This is a genomic window from Thiorhodococcus mannitoliphagus (assembly GCF_010915725.1).
Classification (GTDB): Bacteria; Pseudomonadota; Gammaproteobacteria; order Chromatiales; family Chromatiaceae; genus Thiorhodococcus; species Thiorhodococcus mannitoliphagus.
The window spans coordinates 1-3,475 of record NZ_JAAIJR010000247.1 but is presented as its reverse complement, the minus strand read 5'-3'; the positions used below and the strand labels follow the sequence as shown (position 1 = coordinate 3,475).

Below are 3,475 nucleotides of genomic sequence, written 5' to 3'. Positions count from 1 at the left end.
CCCCGGGGGGACGGTTGATGCTCGTCTATAACGCACCGCCCGCTTGGCCTGCGCCCGACCTGACAGGATCGGCTCTCACCCAAAATTGATGTTTCTCGGGGCTCTGTGTCGGATTCAGGGCCACACCCTTCACCTCGTGTCACTCATTTATCTGACCGTCCGGCTTGCGCCGTCCGATCATGACACTTCCGAGCGGCTGACTAAGCCTTACTCGGGAGAGCTTCCCGCTTGCGCAATTCTCTCACAGTCGGCAACCATTGCCAGGTCACCCGGGTCTCCCATTGCACGCTCTGTGCGCCAAGCCGACGCGGGATTCGGTGGACTTTGCTCTCGCTCGTCCACCCTCACCCCTACCGACCCAACTGATGACCAAGGGCGGTTTTTTTGTGCCTGATGCTTTTGATCCTACGATTTCGCTGCGATCTAAACACACAAATAACATCAAAAACATCTAGAACATGACTGAAGAACTTTGCGCTTATCCATGTGGCATAAGCGTAAACAAGTTTCTTAGTGGCATAAGTACCTCTTTCATTTCCTCCATTTATTGTTACAAGCGGTTGTGCCGGAAGTGATGACGGAATTCCGCTAGTGCAATTCTCTTGATAAATCTCTTCAAGGAGCCCTTCATTACTCTGAAGATCAATTCATCGTCTTGGTTTATGACGATCTCCCCTCCAGCTGCCTTATGAAGATCGTTAAGTCTGAAGCAATCATTGACTAATAAACTGAGACGATCAGAGTCTATCCGCAAGAACCTCGAATTTAGACTACATCAACAGATACCCGCTTCGGCGGGTTTTTTGTGCCTACGATCCTTGATCCATCTTATTCGAAACCAGAGGAGTTTCTGTGCATCCAGTATTCCGCATCGCCATCGTTGTGCTCGCCTTCTTAGCTCTGCGTCAGTTCATCATATTCTTGTCATCCTTCATCACCATTGCGTTGATGATCTGGATTGTGTTCAAAGTCATCTAGAGCGATTTCTGCTCGCTTCTTCCTGCTCTGTTGATGAACTGGATTGTGACTAAAGCCGTCTAGCTCGATTAACACCCCCCGCTCGCTCCCCCCTCTCTAAAGACCGTTTTCCCTACGCCATCACTGGCATTTCCAATCAGTCCTATTAAGTCTTCTTTAAGGAGGAATCCATGCGCTCGTTCAAATCTCCAAAGGACCTGAAGTCTTTCCCCTGTGATCACCCTGCCAAACCACAACTGATTGAACTCGTCAACAGCCTCACCACCTTTGAGGGTTCCGACCCTGATGCTGACGGTTGGGTCGTCCTGATTGATGACGGTGCTATCGACAAACCCCTCATTGATCTCTGGGACGACTGGACGTTATTGGACGTGCCATGGGAAGGCGTCATGAAGGTTCATGGCTTCTATGAAGTGATCTTCTTAGCCAACAACCAGTTCGGCATTGTCTTCGTCGTTCCGATTCAACCCTGGTTACCATCGCATTACCGCAGCGCACTCGAGGAACACCTCGATCCTAAACATAGGAGAGACACCATGGCACGAAAACCCAAGCAAGAACCTGTGTTCAAAACCGCTGAATGTCCGTCGCTGAGTGGAGCATCGACGTTGACGTATCACGTTGGTCTCAGCCCGAATGACGAGTTACAGCTTCGGATTTGGGCGAACGATGGAGGAGGATTGTTTAACAAGGAATGGGTGTTATGGAAGACCTTCGAGTCGGCTTTAGACACAGACAAACCGGTCACTGCCGGGTACCTGAAGCGGGCTGGTGTCTGCCAAGGGAAGTCTGCCAATACGCCAGGCTTCTTGCTTGCGGTTCTGAAAGCAGAGGGCTTGGTGGAAGCGCGAGAGGAGGGCGGATATCAGAAGAACGATCCGAGTGCATGGCTTGTGTGGCTCCATGTGGTGTAGACCAGCCCTCGGACTCCCGCCGCGTCGAGGCGCGAGATACCCTCCTCGTGCGTGACCAACTCGACGGCGTCGTCATCGTTATAGTCGTAGTCGCCTTCGCGCCCACTGATCTGGAGCGCGTTGTCGTTGGTGCGCAGACAGCCGGCATCTGAGGTCGCATCCCCAAACGTCATGAGCTTGATGGCAGGGCACTGTCCCTTGTCGCGCTTCGCAGGCTCGCTGGCGATGATTTCGCCCACCTCGGACCAAGCGACGTTGCGCTGTCGCTTGGTCTTGGCGTGCCTGTCCGGGAATATGGTGATGTCGAGCCGTAGCGGCTCCGTGGCGGTTTCGGTGTTGCCGTCAAACATGGCCACCTCCCGCCAACTGGAGACATCAACGTCGGCGAGGTTTGGGATATCAAGGGTCGCGTCAAACATCGTCGGCTCCCCAGTCCACGGCTTCCGCCAGGGCGTTATGCTCCTCGCTCCAGACCACGCGGCCGGTCCTCACCGGGGTCAGGCCCAGCTCGCGGGCTTTCGTGTCCACGGCCTCTTCCATTAAGGCGCGGAGCGGGCGGTCGTCCGCCTGGATCGCGAACGGATCGCGCCCCTGCTGACGTAGAAACTGGATCACCGTCACTTGCTCTGCTTGGGATCTTGCCGTGTCGTTGATACGCATGCGGCACCCTTGGGCAGTGCCCCGAGTGGGATCCGTCGACGTGACCCGACCATGAAGTATTCCGGCCCGGCCCCGTTTTCCCCATCTTGTGCAAGGTCGTTCGCCCGATCCATGAAGCGCGCAATATTCGGACGAGGAGTGCCTCGCCCGTTGAGCGAGCGGGAGGGATAGGCGGGGAGTGGCTCGCCCGGTTTCGCGGGGTTGCTCAACTATTTGCATTGCTCGGACTCCATCGGTTTTGTTTACGATGGAGCAAGACTATTCGTGCTCGTGCCGACCGTCAGGGGGACAAATCGGCGATGACTCCCCCGACTCCCAGGGGACCAACAACCCCGAGATCATGGCGTCCGTGTGGTGAGCGAAGGTCCCCCCGTGCTTGGTCCACGCGGTCTTGATCGCGCTTTCCGCATCCTCCACGCCCGCGCCTTCCCCATCGAACACGTCCGCCGCGCCCCGCTTGGCCGAGGACAGCGCGCCCCGCTGTCCTCCATAAGCTCGCCGCCGCGACTCGACATAACACGCCACCACCCAATCTCGGCCGTGTTGGGTTGACCGGTCCCCCGACCCTTGCCGTTCGGGAAGACTTGGCGCGAGTCCGCGCCCCCCAGGGTGCCCGTCAGTGCGTCATGCAGGATCCGCAGGGTCTCAGCATGCACCGCGCGTCCCACGTGTCGAGCGACCACACGAAATCCGCCGCCGCTCCCATCGTTTCCCCCGCCAGATTGCCCGTCTCGTTGGTTACTGCGGGCAACTTGTACCGCATCATGCCACGTGCTGGGTGAAAGGCGCGATCCGGTCCAGCGCATCGCCCAGGCTCGCCCGTGCCTTTGCCATGTCGTAGTCGGCTGTTACGTCCCGCGCTGATTTAGGGAGAGCGTCGCGACCTATTTTGGGTGAGACGCAAAGAAAAGTCCCGAGCTGGC

The 3,475-nt window shown here is 56.9% G+C and carries 4 protein-coding genes; 1 reads left to right on the top strand and 3 read right to left on the bottom strand.

Annotated features, from left to right (window positions below; translation table 11 throughout):
• Positions 1-350: 350 nt before the first annotated feature.
• Positions 351-647: a KilA-N domain-containing protein gene (locus G3480_RS29635; RefSeq protein WP_164657023.1), complete on the bottom strand. Its 297-nt coding sequence runs from the start codon at positions 645-647 to the stop codon at positions 351-353.
• A 501-nt stretch (positions 648-1,148) separates the two neighbouring features.
• Here G3480_RS29635 and G3480_RS25525 point away from each other — a divergent pair.
• Positions 1,149-1,892, top strand: a complete 744-nt coding sequence (locus tag G3480_RS25525) for a hypothetical protein (protein ID WP_164657022.1) — start codon at positions 1,149-1,151, stop codon at positions 1,890-1,892.
• On the opposite strand, the gene G3480_RS25520 is transcribed toward G3480_RS25525, so the two are convergent.
• Both G3480_RS25520 and G3480_RS25515 read right to left on the bottom strand, forming a co-directional pair.
• Positions 1,844-2,311, bottom strand: coding sequence for a hypothetical protein (locus G3480_RS25520; protein ID WP_164657021.1), 468 nt, complete (start codon positions 2,309-2,311; stop codon positions 1,844-1,846). The two genes, G3480_RS25525 and G3480_RS25520, sit on opposite strands and share 49 nt — an antisense overlap.
• Complete coding sequence (locus tag G3480_RS25515; RefSeq protein WP_164657020.1) at positions 2,304-2,552, bottom strand: hypothetical protein; 249 nt, start codon at positions 2,550-2,552, stop codon at positions 2,304-2,306. Before G3480_RS25515 ends, G3480_RS25520 begins: the two co-directional genes overlap by 8 nt.
• Positions 2,553-3,475 lie beyond the last annotated feature (923 nt).

Bases quoted from the DNA above. Each gene is read 5' to 3' on its own strand.
- G3480_RS25525 (WP_164657022.1), top strand. From the start codon at position 1,149: ATGCGCTCGTTCAAATCTCCAAAGGACCTGAAGTCTTTCCCCTGTGAT.
- G3480_RS25520 (WP_164657021.1), bottom strand. From the start codon at position 2,311: ATGTTTGACGCGACCCTTGATATCCCAAACCTCGCCGACGTTGATGTC.
- G3480_RS25515 (WP_164657020.1), bottom strand. From the start codon at position 2,552: ATGCGTATCAACGACACGGCAAGATCCCAAGCAGAGCAAGTGACGGTG.